The sequence below is a fragment of the Yersinia sp. KBS0713 genome, assembly GCF_005937895.2.
Lineage (GTDB): Bacteria > Pseudomonadota > Gammaproteobacteria > Enterobacterales > Enterobacteriaceae > Yersinia > Yersinia bercovieri.
Genome location: NZ_CP042173.1, coordinates 730,483 through 747,593 on the forward strand (window position 1 = coordinate 730,483; position 17,111 = coordinate 747,593).

Sequence of the window (17,111 nt, forward strand, 5' to 3'; positions counted from 1 at the left end):
GATGCTGCATTTCTTTATCCGTCGCCCTAAGTTTGCCATTGTAATCGCCCTGGTGATCACCATTGTTGGTTGGGTGTCACTGCATGTGATCCCGGTGGAGCAATACCCCGACATCACGCCGCCAGTGGTCTCTGTCAGTGCCGTCTATCCGGGGGCCAGTGCTCGTGATGTGGCGCAAGCTATCGCTTCTCCCCTCGAGGCTCAGGTCAATGGCGTCAGCAATATGCTCTATATGGAGTCGACCAGCGCCAATAACGGCAGTTATCAGCTCAGCATTACCTTTGCCAGTGGCACCGACCCCGATATGGCGGCGGTTGAGGTGCAAAACCGCATCTCTCAGGTCAGCGCCCAGTTGCCGGCAGAGGTGAATGAAAACGGCATCTCAGTGCGCAAGCGGGCCTCCAATCTGCTGTTGGGGGTCAGTGTCTTTTCGCCGAAACAGACCCATGACGCCCTGTTTGTCAGCAACTACACCAGTATTCAGTTGCGTGATGCGATTGCGCGTATTAATGGTGTCGGTGATGTGCAGGTGTTTGGGGCGCGTGATTACAGTATGCGCGTCTGGCTAAACCCACAACGTATGGAATCGCTGAATGTCAGCGTGCAAGATATTGTCGCCGCACTACAGCAACAGAATGTGCAGGCGGCGGCGGGGCAGATTGGCTCATCCCCGTCGATGCCTGGTCAACAGCAGACCTTAACCATCAGCGGGCAGGGGCGACTGACTGACCCGCAGCAGTTTGCCAATGTGATTATTCGCAGCAATCCTCAAGGCGGGATGATTCGTCTGGGTGATGTGGCGCGCGTGGCTTTGGGGGCGCAGAACTATCAGGTGAGTGCGGCGCAAAACCAGACGGAATCGGCCTTTTTAGTGGTCTACCCGGTGCCCGGTGCTAACGCCCTAAATGTGGCGAATGGGGTGCGTGATGAGATGGCGCGCCTGTCGGCCTCTTTCCCCGAGGATCTGACCTATGAAATCAACTATGACTCCACCTTGCCGGTCACCGCGACACTGCATGAGATCGCGCTGTCACTGACCCTGACCCTGATTGTGGTGCTGGCGGTGGTGTACCTGTTTTTGCAAAGTATGCGGGCGACATTTATTGTCGCGCTGACAATTCCGGTCTCCCTGCTCGGCACCTTTGCTGTGCTGTATGTCTTTGGTTACTCAGCTAATACCCTCAGTTTGTTCGCCATCATTTTGGCGCTCACCATCGTGGTGGATGATGCCATTGTGGTGGTGGAAAACGTCGAGCGCTTATTATCGAATGACCCGAATCTGACGCCGGCGCAAGCCACCAAACAGGCGATGAGCCAGATAGCGGGGCCGATTATCGCCACTACACTGGTGCTGATGGCAGTATTCGTGCCAATAGCCATTTTGCCGGGAATCATTGGTGAGCTGTATCGCCAGTTTGCCGTGACCCTCTCAGCGGCGGTTATTTTGTCCAGTATCAATGCGTTAACCCTCAGCCCGGCGCTGTGTGCGCTGTTGCTGAAGCGGCGAACGCTGTCGACCACTGGGGTATTTGGTGGCATCAACCGTGGTTTGGATCGCGCCCGTGATGGTTATGTCTCATTGACGGGCCGTATCAGCAGCCGCGCACTATTCAGTATTGCCGCGCTGTTGCTGGTGGGATTGGCAACCTGGTGGGGCTATACCCGCCTGCCAACCTCATTTCTGCCGGAAGAAGATCAGGGCTACTTTTTTGTCAGCTTACAGCTGCCAGATGGGGCTTCCCTGAATCGGACTCAGGCGGTCATGGATCAGATGTATCAACAGGTGACCGCCAACGACGCCGTCGAGGATGTGATCAAAATCACCGGTTTCAGTCTGCTCAGTGGCAACAACGCCCCCAATGCAGGTTTTGCCATTGTGATGCTCAAACCTTGGGGGCAGCGGCCACACATTGATCAGGTGCTCGCCGCGATCCAAGCCAATTTAGCAGCCATCCCGTCGGCGATGATTATGGCGGTAAACCCGCCGGCGATTGCCGGTCTGGGGAGTGCTTCAGGCTTTGATTTGCGCATTCAGGCGCAACTGGGCCAATCACCGCAAGAGCTGGCGCAGGTCAGTCAGGGGATTATTTTTGCCGCCAATCAGGATCCGAAACTGAGCCGGGTATTTACCACCTTCAGCGCCTCAGTACCTGAAACCAATTTGAGCATTGATCGTGACCGCGCCGCGCTGCTACAGGTGCCAGTTAGCCGCATTTTCCAAACCTTGCAGACCTCGCTTGGGGGGATGAACGCTGGTGATTTCACCTTGAACAACCGCATGTTCCGCGTGCAATTGCAAAATGATATGGATTTTCGCCAGCGCACGGCGCAGATCAATAGCTTGAATGTGCGCAGTGATAATGGGGCGCTGGTCAGTTTGGCTAATTTGGTCACCCTGACGCCGTCGGTCGGTGCACCATTTATCAGTAATTTCAACCAGTTCCCATCAGTCGCGGTGAGCGGCTCGGCGGCCGAGGGGGCCAGTTCGGGTCAGGCCATGGCGGCGATGGAAGCCCTGTTGGCGCAGAATTTACCGCAAGGTTACAGCTATAGCTGGAGTGGCATGTCATGGCAGGAGCAGCAAACCGGCGGGCAGGTGATGCTTATTTATCTGGCGGCGTTGGTGTTCGCTTATCTGTTTTTAGTCGCTCAGTATGAGAGCTGGAGCATTCCGCTGGTGGTGATACTGTCGGTGGTGTTTGCCGTGGGGGGGGCGGTGGCCGGGTTGTCAGCCATGGGCTTTGCCAATGATGTTTATGCGCAAATCGGGTTGGTGCTACTGATTGGGCTGGCGGCCAAGAATGCCATCTTAATTGTTGAGTTCTCTAAAGCCCGACGGGAAGAGGGGGCCAGTATTGCTGAGGCCGCGCAGGATGGGGCTAAACAGCGCTTCCGTGCGGTGATGATGACGGCAATCTCATTTATTCTTGGTGTGATGCCGCTGGTTTTCGCCAGTGGTGCCGGGGCGATGAGCCGCCAAATTATCGGTATTACTGTATTTGGCGGCATGTTGATGGCGACCGCAGTGGGGATTCTGTTTATTCCGGCGCTCTATCTACATATTCAGCGGCTGCGGGAGTGGGCCAAATCCCGCAAGCAGCCTTCGGATGAAGGTTCGCAACACTAAAATCACTCCCGGATGAAGAGTGTCGGCAAGGGCGCTGTTCATCTGGGCTTGGTTGAATAGAGATCACTCTTTATTTGAGGCGAAAACTCTCGCTGCAAAGTCATGATCAGCTGTGTGCATGGCCAGATAAGCCCCGCTTATGTAATTGATGGCATGAATGGAATGTCCAACTAGATATAGCTGCAATACCAGCTATAACAGCGCATATAACCTTTTATTTCCGCAGTTTAAGTGGCTATTTTGGTATGGTTCAATTAGCCACTCTACTGCTTTATAGCCGATTTACCCTACACATCTCCTCTATTTACAACTATTCTTATAAATCTACAATAAAGTTTTTAACCCTTAATCGGTACTACCATTTATCTGTGGGTTTGACTTTATATCGTGGAGCAACAGGGTAAATAAGGAAGAAAAATGGGACTCAGAAGAAAGAGTGTTAAACCGATGCAAATCAATGACATTACCATCATTGATGACACCAAATTGAAGAGAGCGATTACCGCCGCGGCGCTGGGCAATGCAATGGAGTGGTTCGATTTTGGGGTGTATGGTTTCGTCGCATTCGCCCTTGGACAGGTGTTTTTCCCCGGCGCTGACCCAGGTCTCCAGATGATCGCCGCATTGGCTACTTTCTCCGTGCCTTTCCTGGTTCGCCCCCTCGGTGGCCTATTTTTTGGTGCCTTGGGTGACAAGTATGGGCGGCAAAAAGTCCTGTCTGTCACCATTATTATTATGTCGGTCAGTACCTTTTGTATTGGTTTGATCCCCTCTTATGCCTCGATAGGTATTTGGGCACCGATACTGCTGTTATTGGCAAAACTGGCGCAGGGTTTCTCTGTTGGTGGCGAATATACGGGGGCCGCTATTTTTGTTGCTGAGTATTCACCGGACAGAAAGCGCGGTTTTCTGGGTAGTTGGCTGGACTTTGGCTCTATTGCCGGTTTCGTCTTAGGGGCCGGGGTGGTGCTGCTAATCTCCAGTATCGTCGGCGAGGCCCAGTTTCTCGAGTGGGGATGGCGGATCCCATTCTTCATTGCTGCGCCATTAGGACTGATTGGTATCTACCTGCGTCATGCGCTTGAAGAGACACCGACCTTCCAACAGCATGTGGATAAAATTGATAGTGATTCGCGTAACAGTATTGCCGAGCCACCTAGAGTCTCTTTCCGCGAGATTCTCACCAAGCAATGGAAAAATCTGACTATTTGCGTCGGCATCGTGATTGCCACCAATGTCACCTATTACATGCTACTGACCTACATGCCGAGCTATCTCTCTCATAGCCTGCACTACTCAGAAGATCATGGCGTCTTGATCATTATCGCCATCATGCTCGGAATGTTATTTGTCCAGCCAGTCATGGGGTTAATGAGTGATAGATATGGCCGAAAACCTTTTATTATTTTCGGCAGTCTCGGGCTGTTTATTCTCGCGATCCCCAGCTTTATCCTGATTAATAGCGGTGTTATTGGTTTGATATTTTGTGGTTTGCTGATTTTAGCCATTTTGCTTAACTGCTTTACCGGAGTGATGGCTTCAATATTACCGGCAATGTTCCCAACCCATATTCGCTACAGTGCTTTGGCTATCGCTTTTAATGTCTCGGTACTGGTTGCTGGCCTGACCCCAACGGCTGCCGCATGGTTGGTTGAAACCACGCAAAATCTCTTTATGCCGGCTTATTATCTGATGGTGGTGGCACTTATTGGGCTGGTTACTGGGATATTTATGAAGGAGACGGCGAATAAGCCGCTGAAAGGGGCGACACCAGCCGCGTCTGATCGGGCGGAGGCTAAAGAGATATTGCAGGAGCACCATGACCATATCGAACAGAATATTGAAGATATTGATCAGCAAATAGCGGAGTTGGAGAAAAAGCGTAAAAATCTGATTGCTCAACATCCTGATATTGATTAATCCGCATTGTGAGGGATATCACGGGTTGAATTTGATTTAAATCAATAAAAGACATTTATATACAATCACTTACCTTTCTATTCAAATCTATCTTTGACCCTCCCCTTAGGGGAGGGCTTAGATTATTGCGACTTACATTGAGATTATGACTCTTATCGACAGGACCCTCACAATGAATAAAACCTTCGCTTTCGCTACCCGATTGGCGGTTGTTGCTTTAGCCGCAATGACTTTCAGCCATTTTGTTTCTGCGCAAACAACTACCAGCGCTGAAAATAACTTTCTGGCTCAACAGGGTTTAACCGGAAAAACCACTGAGCAGATGATTGAGGCGATTGATCAGTCGAAACAGGCGCGGCCTCTACCCTATTCAGCTTCGGTCACCGGCACCGAACTAAAATTATCGGATGGACAACAGCAACTCTCTTTCCCGCTGGGCGATAAGTTTTATCTCTCATTTGCGCCTTTCGTGAAGCAAACTCACCCTTGCTTTAATCACAGTTTATCCGGCTGCCGTGGTGAAATGGCGGAGACGACATTTGATGTCAAGATTACTGATAACGCCGGGAAAGTGATCATGCAGGATAAGTTAACCAGTTACCCAAATGGCTTTATTGGTGTGTGGCTGCCGCGTAATAGCGAAGGGACGATTGAGGTGAGCTATCAGGGTCTTAAGGCAGTATCACCTTTTGCTACCCATGCTGAGAGCCAAACTTGTATGACCACACTACAGCTGAAAAAATAGATCCCACCGGATATTAGGCTTAAATTGAAATCAGTGGGGATCAGTCATCAACGGCACATATCATTCGGTATGTGCCGTTTTTATGGTCAGCATCCGCTTAATCCAAAGGCTCTTCCTGCACTTCCAGCACATGGTAGGCCGTCGAGCAAAATAGTGAGTTTAAGCGCTTCATATCCCCTAGCAGCCCCATATGCAGGCTACTGGTTTCAATGCTCTGGACGTTTTGCTGATGCAGACGTTCAACGTGAGAGTGGGAGTAGCGGCGGTTCAGCAGGCGGAAACGGTGCTTGGCACGGCGCAGGCGCTTGGCGTTATTGATATCACGCGATAAAAATACCGACATGCCCAAATCCAGATTCGCCACCAGCCGAGTATGCAGGGTATTTAGCTCCTCAAAGCCCTCTGCGGAAAATGGCTTCTGGGCATTGAGGGATTTGGCGGCGACATCGGCGGTCATGCGGCCAATAATATCGCCAGCCTGTTGCAGGTTGACGGCGGTATCAATAATTTCTGCCCAGCGGCGTGAGTCAATCTCACCCAATTCATCTTGTTGAATTTGCGCCAGATAGAGCTTAATCGCGCTATACAGCATGTCCACTTCATCTTCCAGCAAACCCACTTCATGTTTTTGCTGCTTGTTGCCCTCGAGCACCTCTTTAAAGCGAAAGAGCATCTGCTCCAATACATCACCCATGCGCAGAGTTTCCCGCACCGCATTAGCGAGCGCCAGTGATGGCGTGTCGATGGCGGTAATATCAAGATAGCGCGGGGCTGAGGGCAGCGCGCTATTGGGGTCATCTTTAACTAATCGGCTACAGATGCGGGTCATCACTTCCACCAATGGCAGCATCAGTAAACAGCGCAGCAGGTTATAGAACACGTGGAAGTAGATGACCACTTCGGCGGCAGGGAGGTTCTGACCGAGCAACCACTGCGCTAAGGTATTGACCCATGGCAGCACCAAAATACAGCCGATCACTTTAAATAATAAGCTCCCTAACACCACTTGTCGGGAGATAGCATTCTGCCCACGGCTGCTGATCAGTGCCAGTAAACCGCTGCCCAGATTTGAGCCGATCACAATGCACAGGGCGATATTCAGTGGCACTAAGCCGGTGGCGGCCAGTGTGGCGGTTAGCAATACGGCGGCCAGACTGGAGTAGCTGATCATGGCGAACAGTGCGCCAATCAATAACGCCAAAATGGTATCGCCGGTCAGGGAGGAGAAAATGGCCTGCACGGCGGTGGCCTGGGTAATTGGCCCGGCGGAGGTGACAATCAGTTGCAGCGCCAGAATAATCAGCCCAAGGCCAATCCCCACGCGGCCCATCTGGCCAATGCGGCTTTTGCGCTGGCCGAGAAAGGTAATCACCCCGATTAAAATCAGCAGCGGCGATAGCCAGGAGAGATCAAAGGTCAGCACCCGTGCCATCAGCGCGGTGCCGACATCGGCACCTAACATGATAACCAGTGCAGGCGACAATGAGATCAACCCCTGCGAGACAAAAGAGATCACCAGCAGCGCGGTGGCATTGCTGCTTTGCACCAGTGCCGTCACCCCAATCCCCGCCATAAACGCGGTCGGTTTTTTCTGGATACTGGCACTCAGAATTCGGCGCAAATCAGCGCCATAAACCCGCATGATGCCGGTACGGACAATGTGTGTTCCCCAAACTAGCAGGGCGACGGAAGAGAGCAGGTGAAGCAGTGTCAGCATAGTTAATCTCAGTTGTGGTAAAGCGGCAGCCTTACACTGATTTAAGTCAGATCCTATTTAAGCGGGGCCGCCCGACAGCGAAAAGCCCCAAGATGGATAGCTATGATAGCTGATACCTGCCGAACAGGTGCTCAACCAGACTAATGATAACAACTTAGGGCGTGATAAAGCGTCGCCAAGAGTTTTTTATTATCAACAGTTTGCAGTATAGTGACCGGTTTACCTTTGGGGGCCGGAATGCCAACATCCAAACGCAAACTCTCTGGGCTGAAACGCAAGGTCATGCCACGGGTCAGTGCCCCCTCCAGCGCCACATCGAGGTAGTCGCTGCCGGTGGTGACGATGCTTTTATCCAGCAACCAGGCGACCACCAGTGCATCATGCACCCAACAGCCCGGCAACTGACGAGTCTGCATTGAGTAGCTGATCCACGGACGGATAGTCTCCACCAGATAGCGGCTGAGTGGCGACTCAATTTGCGCGATTTTATCCAAATCCTGATGCAGCAGTTGGGTCTGGGTGGTGACATCCAAAGGTGCGAGGGTGATATTCGCGCCACTGGTCAGTACCATATGGGCCGCTTCTGGATCGAGACCAAAATTGGTGTCTTTCAGGTAACCATCGACATTAAAAACCCCGCCCATGATAGCAATTTCGGCGACCGATGAGGCCAACTGCGGATAGAGCTGCATCGCGTGGGCGATATTGGTCAATGGGCCGATAGCCACCAAGGTTATCTCACCGGGGTTATTACAAATTAATTCACCTATGGCATGGGCCGCCAGTGGTGCATTGGGTGCCACAACGGGTGGGCGCGCTGTTTGCTGCCAAAGTGCGGTTAATCCACTTTTGGTTGCGCCATTATCCAGTTTGTCGCGCCATGGTTCGGGTGGCTCAACCAGCGCCTGCGAGGCCCCACGAACAATGGGGACACTCAATCCCAGACGGTTGACTAAATCATGGGCAACAGAGAACCCCACCTCGCTTGGGGTGTTGCCCGCCACGATGGTGATTAATTCTAAGGCTATTTCCGGGGCCGCGATGGCCAGTGCCAGGGCTAAACCATCATCGACATTGGCGCCGGGTACGCCATTTCCTGGGTCACAATCAATAATTAAACGCATATTTTTTTATCTTTTTTATGTTGGAAACTAATCTCTTTTACTTCTGGAGCAGCCGCAGGACTCACCGAGTTGCAGTGAGAAATTGAATTCGCGAATAGTTGGCGCGCCGCTCCAGTTTTTCAGCATTTCGATAGCGGTTTTCGCCATTGCATCCACCGGTTGGCGTACAGTGGTCAATGACGGCACGTTATATTCAGATTCAATGGTGCCGTTAAAGCAGATAAGCGCCAGATCCTTAGGTGCCGTCAGATTGTGTTCAGCCATGGCCCGCAGACAGCCAAACGCCTGTAATTCATTGGTGGTAAACAGGGCTTGTGGCAACCGCCCTTTTAGCATCTGCTGTGCCGCCTGATAACCACCGGGGCGGGTATAGCTGGTCGCGAAAATCCACTCATTGCGCACGGGTAATCCGGCCTGTAGCAAGGCATCGCGCCAACCATTGACCCTATCTTGAGTATTAAGCATATCCAGCGGACCGCAAATAATGGCGATTTCACGATGGCCATGCTCAATCAGATGTTGGGTCGCCTGAAACGCCGCTGCACGTTCATCCACCCGAATGGCGCAGACTTGCTGCGCAGGGTCGACTCTATCGAGCATCACAAAGGGTGTGGCGGTGGACTGAATCAATTCGATATAGGGATGGCGGTCGACACTGGTATACAGCAAACCATCAACCTGACGAAGCAGCAGGTTATTAATGAGTTCGAACTCACGCTGACGAGAGTCACCGGCGTCGCCCAGCAGCAACACTTGCCCATTGGCAAAGGCTTCACGTTGCAGGGCATGGGCCATTGAGGAGATAAAAGGGTTGGAGATATTGGGCACCACCAGACCATAGGTTTTAGTGGTGCCGGACGCCAATGCTCTGGCAATTCCATTGGGGCGGTAACCGGTTTTTTCGATGGCATCCAGCACACGTTGCCTGGTTAGCTCAGCTACCGGACGCGGCCCGTTATTAATGACATAACTCACCACTGCCACAGAGGTACCCGCTTCGCGGGCCACATCAGAACGTGTAATACGGTTGACCAAAGTTACCTACTTAATCTGCAAACAGATGCCAAACATCCCTGAAGGGGTTATCCCCAGTAAAGCGGGTGCTAAACTCACTTTACCGTGAAAGGCAGGTAATTTCTGTATTAAATCGCATACTTCAAGCTGCATGTGTGTTGGCTACATTCGTTACTCGACCCATCCATGGGTCGCGGCATTAAATTGCATCTTCTGGCAGATTGAGGTCACGTCCGCGCGTCTCAGGGGCAAAGAAGGTGGTGACAAAGCCGATTCCTGCCATAACAGCAAAGTACAGGGCGATTGGCCACCAGTGGCCGGTGAAGGTCAACATGGCTGCGGCCATCAGTGGGGCAGTGCCGCCGGACAAAATGGAACCTAGCTCTTTAGCCACCGCCATCTTGGTGTAGCGGTTAGTCACGCCAAATAACTCAACGCCCCACGCCGCTTGCACGCCGAAGATACCCAGTGATGCCAGGCCCATACCCACAATGATAGTTGCCATTACAATAATTGGCTCGCGGGTTTCCAACAGCATAAAGGCCGGGAACGCATAGATAATCAATAGCAGGCAGAACCAGCGGTAGGTGATACGGCGACCAAAACGATCCGACAGATAGCCCGCCAATGGGATGATCAGGAAGCCGAGGCAGGAGGCGATAAACACCGCCATGGTCGGCACCGACTTATCAACCATCAGCACTTTGGCGACATAACCAATCATAAAGCCCTAGGCCAGATAAGAGGGGCCGTTCTCGCCGATACGCAAGCCCACCATGATCCAGAAGGATTTACTGCGCTGCCAGAAGCTGCGGTTATCCACTTCTGCAATGTGCTCACGACCCAGTGCCAGTGCTTGTTGGCGCTGCTGCTCCAGCACCAGTTTTTGGCGTTCAAATACTGGGCTTTCACGCATATGGCGGCGAATAAACAGCGCGGCACCGGCGATTAAAATGCTGGAGAGGAACGGAATACGCCAGCCCCAATCAAGCAAACTCTGTTTGTCCATCTGCAACACTAACAACCAAACTAGCGCTGCCAGTAACGTGCCGCTGTTAGAGCCTAATGCAATAATTGAGGAGACCAGACCGCGTCTTTTGGCTGGGGCATACTCCCCCAACATCACTGCACCGCCGGAGAGTTCAGCGCCAGCCCCTAATCCTTGCATAAAGCGTAAAAAAGCCAGGGAGGCCGGCGCCCACAGGCCAATAGAGGCATAACTGGGGATTAAACCAATGAGAGTGGTGGATGCCCCCATCAAGGTAATGGTGGTAATCATCACCACTTTTCGGCCCTTGCGGTCACCGAGTCTGCCGAACAACAGTGCGCCAATGGGGCGAGCAATGAAGCCGACAGAGTAGGTGGCAAAGCTAGATAACAAGGCAATCGCCGGTGTTGCTTCAGGGAAGAAGACATCACCAAATATTATGCCAGCAGCTAAACCATAGAGTGCGAAATCCGCATACTCCATGGCGGTGCCGAGCCAGCATGAAAAGGTTGCGCGCCAAAAGTCTTTGCGACCTTCGGGCGTAGCCAGACGCTCTTCCGCAGCCATGCTCTCTGATGGAGCATTGTCTGCCGCCGAGCTATTTAGTGAAGTCATTAAAAAGGTTCCCCTGGTGTTGAAGCATCATGTTCACGCATTAATGTTTGCTTATTCGCCTTGCACCCAGCCACTGAGATAAGCGGGCTAAAAAATGCAGGATGAGAAACATTAACAAACATTAATCTTTACCTTCCTTTTTAGTGTATCTACCCGCGTAGATAGGTCAATCTAATTATTAAATCTTTAGAGATTGTTCACAAAACTGTCATGTAACTGAGTGGGATTTGCACGGGATAGCTGTGGTGGCCGGATTAAAGTGGCTTTTTAACCTGTTCATCACAGGCAGAGATAGGTATTATCTCGACATTAGTAATGCAAATCATTAGCGTTAGCACTCAAGGATCTTTACATTCCCACTTTTCAGGAGAGAAAATGCGATTACGTTTGGCTCTATTTTCATCATTACTGGCAGCCACTGTTGCGATGACTGGTTGTGATGACTCATCTACGGCTTCAGAACCATCAGCAAAAATCAGCATTGAACATGCTCAAGGGAGCACCCAGGTTCCGCTAAACCCGCAAAAAGTCATCATATTGAACCCATCCGTATTGGATACCGCCGATGCACTGAACATTAAAGTGGCCGGTGTCCCGCAGACCAGTGCCCATCTGCCCGCATTTTTATCCAAATACAGTAGCCCTGAGTATTTGAACGCCGGCACACTTTTTGAACCCAACTATGAAGCACTGAGCCAGGAAAAACCTGACCTGATCATCGCGGGTGGTCGCGCGCAAGATGCCTATGACAAACTGAGCGCCATCGCGCCCACTATCGCACTGGATATTGATCCCCAGCACTTTACCCAGAGTTTGACTCAGCGCACTGAACAACTGGCCTCAATATTTGGCAAAGAGGAAGAGGCGAAGGCGCTACTGGGCAAATTCACCGCCCAGATAGATGAGATCAAGCAGAAATCGGCTAACGCAGGTTCAGCCATGGTGGTGATGGTCAGCGGCGGGAAAATGTCTGCCTACACCCCCGGTTCCCGGTTTGGTTTTGTCTTTGATGAGCTGGGATTCAAACCTGCGGCCGTCTTCACAGAAACAGGCAGTCATGGGAATGTGGTGACCTCGGAATTCATTCTTAATGCCAACCCTGACTGGCTATTTGTGCTGGATCGCGACAATGCGATTGGTCGGGCTGAAGGGCAATCTGCACAACAAGTGCTCGATAACCCGCTGATTAATAAAACCAAAGCATGGCAAAAAAACCAGGTTGTCTATCTTGATTCGGCCTCACTCTATATTGCGGGCGGTGTGCAGAGCTATATGCAACTGATGGATAAAATTGCCTCAGTGCTGGATCAACAAGCAGCAGCTCAGTAATCATTACTAATGAAAAATCTTGGCTTTATCGCCGGCCTGGTTAGCTTACTGGGCCTGATGATGTGCAGTTTGTTCATCGGTGCCGGACATGTCACCTTGGCGGATGTCTGGTCAGACTCGGATATGCGCGACATCTTTCTACTTAGCCGAGTGCCGCGAACACTGGCATTGGTTCTGGCGGGTAGTGCGATGAGTGTTGCCGGTCTGATTATGCAGATGTTGACACAAAATCGTTTTGTCGAGCCATCAATTGCGGGAACCACCCAGTCGGCCAGCCTTGGCTTGTTGTTGGTGATGGTTTTCAGCCCCTCAGCGCCAGTGATAGTCAAAATGCTGGTCGCCACAGTATTTGCGATGGGCGGCACTGCGCTGTTTATGCTGCTACTGGCACGAATGAGGATGAAATCGGCGCTCATGGTGCCGCTAACCGGCATTATGCTGGGGGCGGTATTTAGCGCAGTAACCACCTTTTTGGCGATGGAGTTCGATCTCCTGCAATCGCTAGGTAGCTGGGAATCCGGTGATTTCTCTGGTGTGCTACAGGGCCGTTATGAGCTGCTGTGGATAGTGGGCGCTCTGACGTTGATTGCCTGCCTGATCGCGGATCGCTTTACCGTTGCCGGAATGGGCCGGGACTTCTCGGTCAATGTTGGCTTGAATTATCAACGCGTTATGATGGTCGGGATGTCCATTATTGCCATCATCAGCGGTGTGGTCGTGGTGGTCATTGGTGTGCTTCCTTTCCTCGGTTTGATTGTACCCAATATTGTCAGCATGGCGATGGGGGACAATCTACGCCGAACCATACCTTGGGTGGCGCTGTGCGGCGGTGGGCTGGTGGTTTTATGCGACATTATTGGCCGGTTGATCAGTTATCCATTTGAAATACCTGCCAGCGTTATTTTAGGGGCCATTGGCGCACTGGTTTTTCTGTTATTAATTGTTGGGACGAAACGCCATGCAGGCTAGTGAGTATTCTGCAAAAGAGGGCCAGCTTCAGGTAAATAGCCGGGCGCTAAGCATTCCTGCAAAAAGGTTAGTGTTACTGAGCCTAATTGCCCTTGCCGCTATTATCATCTTCATGACGATTAATCTTAAGGGCAATATTCAGTATATTTTGGTTCACCGTGGTCTTATTTTAGCCACTATGCTGTTGGTGGCATTTGCCGCAGGTATCGCCACCATATTATTCCAAACTGTCACCAATAATCGAATCTTAACGCCGTCAGTGATGGGGCTTGAGGCGCTATTTATCCTCATTCAGACAATGTTGATATTCTTTATCGATGCCAATGGTTTCAAAGTGTTGGGTGTCACCGGTAAGTTTCTTTGTGAATCGGCATTGCTGCTGCTGTTTTCGGTATTTCTTTACCGCTGGTTACTGAGCGGGGTGGGGATCAATCTGCACAAAGTGCTGCTGGTGGGATTGGTGTGCGGCACCTTATTCCGCAGTTTATCCAACTTGATGCAGCGCCTGCTCTCGCCGGGGGAATTTGCCATCTTACAGGGGAGGCTGTTCGCTACTTTTACGCGAGCTGCCCCGGAAATTATCGCCCTGTCCACTGGGATAATTGTGATGGTGGGTATTATCGTTTGGCGCATGCGCTATTGCCTCGATATTATCGCCCTTGGCAGAAATACCGCGATTAATTTGGGTGTCGCCTATCAGAAAAAAATAACCGCGATCCTCCTCTTGGTCTCGTTATTGGTGGCTATCTCGACGGCACTTGTTGGGCCGCTGACATTTTTAGGCTTGCTGATTGCTAATCTGGCTTATCCCATTGTGGGGTCATTCCGGCATCAATATTTGCTACCGGGTGTATTTCTGCTGGGGACCATTACCTTGGTCGGTGGCCAATTGATCCTCGAACGTCTACTGAACATGTCGGGAACACTGTCGGTGGTGATTGAGTTTATTGGTGGCGCGCTATTTATTTATCTTTTAATAAAAAAGGCTCCAGTGTGATTGAAATTAATGACATTAATAAAAAATACCAGGACACAGCGGTGCTCAATAATATCAATGAGAGCATTCCTTCTGGTGGAATTACCTCAATCATTGGGCCAAATGGTGCCGGTAAGTCTACGTTATTGTCGATCATGAGCCGTTTGCTGATGCCGGATCTGGGCCGCGTACTGTTTAATGGGCTAGATGTAGCGAAAACGTCCGGGGATAAGCTTGCAACTATCCTCTCTGTTTTGCGCCAAGAGAATCACTTCACTAGCCGCCTGACAGTGTCGGATTTAGTTGGATTTGGCCGCTACCCCTATTCGAAAGGGCGACTTAACGAGAGTGACCGCCAGCATATTGATGCCGCGATGGAGTTCCTCAATCTGATGGCGCTAAAAGATCGCTACCTTGACGAGCTTTCCGGCGGGCAGCGGCAACGGGCATATGTCGCCATGGTGCTTTGCCAGGATACAAAATATATCTTGCTGGATGAGCCATTAAATAATCTTGATATGAAGCATTGCGTGGCGATGATGAAGCAATTGCGGCGTGCTGCCGATGAGCTGCACAAAACCATCATACTGGTTATCCATGATATCAATTTCGCCTCAGCTTACTCCGACCATATGATCGCCATGAAAAACGGTGAGGTAATATATCGGGGCGCGCCTGAAGAGATGATGAAACCTGATATTCTGGAGGAGATTTTCGATATAAAAGTCAGCATAGAAAAAGTGCAAGAGCAGCATATTGCGGTGTATTACCGCTGAGTCATTAATAACCTAATTTATAGCTCGGTGACTGGCGGGGCGACTGCACCGATGGGCGCTCCGGCGGCTCACGCCGTTACGACCCATTCGGCACATTTCCCCGTTAATCAACTTTGTCCACAGTCTGAAGGCTTGAGTATTCTCTACTTAAGCCTTTTTGCTCTATTTGTGGCAAATAGATCCGCGATAAATAAGCATCGCGTTATATTGCGGCGTACTCTCCGGTGCCTTCCGGCCACGGCGTTAGTAAGTCATATCCGGACTCGGTAACGGCAATAGTGTGCTCCCATTGTGCCGACAGAGAGCGGTCTTTGGTGACCACAGTCCAGCCATCAGACAGTACGCTGGTTGCGGCTTTGCCGGCATTAATCATCGGTTCAATGGTAAAAATCATGCCCGGTTTGAGGATCATGCCAGTCCCTGCAATCCCATAGTGCAGCACTTGTGGTGCCGTATGATACTCCTGACCTACGCCGTGACCACAATACTCCCTGACGACAGAGAAGCCCGCCCCCTCTGCGACATGCTGAATGGCAGCCCCAATATCACCGAGTGTCGCTCCTGGGCGCACAACTTTAATACCCTCGACCATAGATAAATAGGTGATATCAACCAGACGTTTGGCCCTGACTGATGGCTCACCGACAAAATACATTCTGCTGGTATCGCCATACCAACCCTCTTTAATAATGGCCACATCAATATTCACAATATCGCCATTCTTGAGTTTTTTATCTGAGGGAATGCCGTGACAGACCACATGATTGACGGAGGTGCAAACAGTATGAGCATAACCGTGATAACCAATGTTGGCGGGAGTGACCTTCAGCTCATTAATAATGTAATCGTGGCACAACCGATCAATTTCATCCGTCGTAACGCCAGCAAGAACATAAGGGGTGATTATTTCTAATACCTTAGCCGCTGCGTGACCTGCGGCGCGGGCCATTTCAATCTCAGCGGCTGAGTGGATTTTTACTGCTGTCATTGTACTTCCTCTGCTTTATTCAGAAGAGCTTCATTTTGAATCATTCTGGTAATGTCAGCTCCCCCTTGTAATTCTGCCTGAACCAGTGCCCGGGCAAGCTCATGATGAGTCAATTGGGGATAAAGCTCAGCCAGCATCCCCATCTTGAGCCAGTGCTCAGCCTGTGAATTGATTGAGCGACTCATCGCATTACTGGCGATACGCAGGTTTTCATGCATCAAATCGGAGATTTTTACGATACCCATAACCATAAAATGCCTATACGAAACATACATGGAACATATATTGCCACAAGTGCGGGTAAAATACATCTCTCAAAGCATTCAAAATGAGATGCCCAAAGCACGCATTAATATTAAATTAAATCTGCATGCCGTCGGGGATTAAAAGAGAATAGAACTACATCATAAAGCCGTATCAAAACTAAAATGTATTTAATATTGTTCTTAGTTAAATTATAAGTATTTTATGGTGTAATTATTTTCAATTTGAAACTATTAACTTAATAGGGTGCCGTGTTAATTATCCCATCCTGACTCTGTTTTTTGTTATTGAATTTCACTATATTAATATGGTTCTCATTCAGGTGGTCGCACTCCATAACATGCCTTAAACTTTTCAATGATGAAGTAAATATTCAAAAATATAATTATTTGCGTTGGTATCTTTTGTTTTTTTAACTTACTGACTTACTCATTTGTTTTACTGATTTCTTTAAATTAAATGATATTTTATTGTTATAAATCAATATGGTTGTGGTTGTTTGGTTTTTCAGGGATATTTGGGCTATTGAGGAGAGGAGGATCTCATTATTTTTTATTGA

At 50.3% G+C, this 17,111-nt stretch carries 12 protein-coding genes and 1 pseudogene; 7 read left to right on the forward strand and 6 right to left on the reverse strand.

The genetic code is table 11. The features are described 5' to 3' along the window. Position 1: 1 nt before the first annotated feature. The 3 genes from FFE93_RS03415 (at position 2) to cueP (ending at position 5,792) form a co-directional block, all read left to right on the forward strand. Entirely contained in the window at positions 2-3,127 is a 3,126-nt protein-coding gene (locus FFE93_RS03415; RefSeq protein WP_005275338.1) for an efflux RND transporter permease subunit, read from the forward strand. Positions 3,128-3,544: 417 nt separating this feature from the next. Then, positions 3,545-5,047 carry a glycine betaine/L-proline transporter ProP gene (gene proP, locus FFE93_RS03420; protein WP_049601933.1) on the forward strand — a complete coding sequence of 501 codons (1,503 nt, stop codon included), beginning with the start codon at positions 3,545-3,547 and terminating at the stop codon, positions 5,045-5,047. 172 nt (positions 5,048-5,219) lie between these two features. Then, entirely contained in the window at positions 5,220-5,792 is a 573-nt protein-coding gene (cueP, locus tag FFE93_RS03425) for a copper-binding periplasmic metallochaperone CueP (RefSeq protein ID WP_054873013.1), read from the forward strand. A 97-nt stretch (positions 5,793-5,889) separates the two neighbouring features. On the opposite strand, the gene FFE93_RS03430 is transcribed toward cueP, so the two are convergent. The 4 genes and pseudogenes from FFE93_RS03430 to FFE93_RS03445 form a co-directional block, all read right to left on the reverse strand. After that, positions 5,890-7,509 carry a Na/Pi cotransporter family protein gene (locus tag FFE93_RS03430; RefSeq protein ID WP_005275358.1) on the reverse strand — a complete coding sequence of 540 codons (1,620 nt, stop codon included), beginning with the start codon at positions 7,507-7,509 and terminating at the stop codon, positions 5,890-5,892. A 140-nt stretch (positions 7,510-7,649) separates the two neighbouring features. Continuing rightward, positions 7,650-8,633, reverse strand: coding sequence for a nucleoside hydrolase (locus tag FFE93_RS03435; RefSeq protein WP_099460357.1), 984 nt, complete (start codon positions 8,631-8,633; stop codon positions 7,650-7,652). A 27-nt stretch (positions 8,634-8,660) separates the two neighbouring features. Next, positions 8,661-9,617 carry a LacI family DNA-binding transcriptional regulator gene (locus FFE93_RS03440; protein WP_057648782.1) on the reverse strand — a complete coding sequence of 319 codons (957 nt, stop codon included), beginning with the start codon at positions 9,615-9,617 and terminating at the stop codon, positions 8,661-8,663. 229 nt (positions 9,618-9,846) lie between these two features. Further along, positions 9,847-11,250 (reverse strand): annotated as a pseudogene (locus FFE93_RS03445) (MFS transporter). A 375-nt stretch (positions 11,251-11,625) separates the two neighbouring features. Between FFE93_RS03445 and FFE93_RS03450 the strand changes: the two are divergent. From FFE93_RS03450 to FFE93_RS03465, 4 genes are read left to right on the forward strand one after another with little or no spacing between them, the layout of a single operon-like run. Beyond that, entirely contained in the window at positions 11,626-12,579 is a 954-nt protein-coding gene (locus FFE93_RS03450; RefSeq protein ID WP_138774771.1) for a siderophore ABC transporter substrate-binding protein, read from the forward strand. A 9-nt stretch (positions 12,580-12,588) separates the two neighbouring features. Continuing rightward, on the forward strand, positions 12,589-13,548 hold the full coding sequence (locus FFE93_RS03455) for an ABC transporter permease (RefSeq protein WP_005275375.1): 960 nt from the start codon (positions 12,589-12,591) through the stop codon (positions 13,546-13,548). After that, entirely contained in the window at positions 13,538-14,545 is a 1,008-nt protein-coding gene (locus FFE93_RS03460; protein WP_049601921.1) for an iron chelate uptake ABC transporter family permease subunit, read from the forward strand. The genes FFE93_RS03455 and FFE93_RS03460 overlap by 11 nt, the downstream gene beginning before the upstream one ends. Next, the gene (locus FFE93_RS03465; RefSeq protein WP_032898108.1) at positions 14,542-15,300 is read left to right on the forward strand and encodes an ABC transporter ATP-binding protein; all 759 of its coding nucleotides are present in this window, start codon (positions 14,542-14,544) and stop codon (positions 15,298-15,300) included. Before FFE93_RS03460 ends, FFE93_RS03465 begins: the two co-directional genes overlap by 4 nt. A gap of 202 nt (positions 15,301-15,502) precedes the next feature. Here the strand turns inward: FFE93_RS03465 and map are convergent, their stop codons facing one another. Together map and FFE93_RS03475 are read right to left on the reverse strand one after the other, a co-directional pair. Then, positions 15,503-16,288 carry a type I methionyl aminopeptidase gene (map, locus tag FFE93_RS03470; RefSeq protein ID WP_032898109.1) on the reverse strand — a complete coding sequence of 262 codons (786 nt, stop codon included), beginning with the start codon at positions 16,286-16,288 and terminating at the stop codon, positions 15,503-15,505. Further along, entirely contained in the window at positions 16,285-16,533 is a 249-nt protein-coding gene (locus FFE93_RS03475) for a ParD-like family protein (RefSeq protein ID WP_005275385.1), read from the reverse strand. The genes map and FFE93_RS03475 overlap by 4 nt, the downstream gene beginning before the upstream one ends. Positions 16,534-17,111 lie beyond the last annotated feature (578 nt).